The sequence below is a fragment of the Acidisoma sp. 7E03 genome, assembly GCF_054665075.1.
In genome coordinates this window covers 1-287 of record NZ_BAAFHE010000073.1, presented here as the reverse complement: position 1 = coordinate 287, position 287 = coordinate 1, and the positions used below count along the sequence as shown (strand labels likewise).

1 protein-coding gene is annotated in these 287 nt (G+C 65.9%); it reads right to left on the bottom strand.

The window, feature by feature from the left end:
- A partial coding sequence (locus ACYQ6W_RS22735) for a hypothetical protein (protein ID WP_459678597.1) occupies nt 1-287 on the bottom strand: 287 nt, incomplete at both ends.

Sequence of the window (287 nt, the reverse complement as noted above, 5' to 3'; positions counted from 1 at the left end):
GCGTGCCGGCATTGGTGAAGCTGCCGGTTGGCTCGATGTCCATCTCGATGCCGCCGCTCACCGCGATCAGCCCGTTGTTGACGAGGCTCGTGGGTTCGATCGCGAAACTGCCCGAACTCGCATCGGCGAGGATCGTGCCCGCGTTGATCAGCGTGCCATTGCCGGTGATCATGTCGACGGAGGTGCTGGCGGCAGCTTCCACCACCGCATTGGCGCCAAGCGTCAGCGTGCCTTCGGTATCCAACGTGTCGATGCCGGCCGCACTGCCCAGCACCACCGTCGCCGCG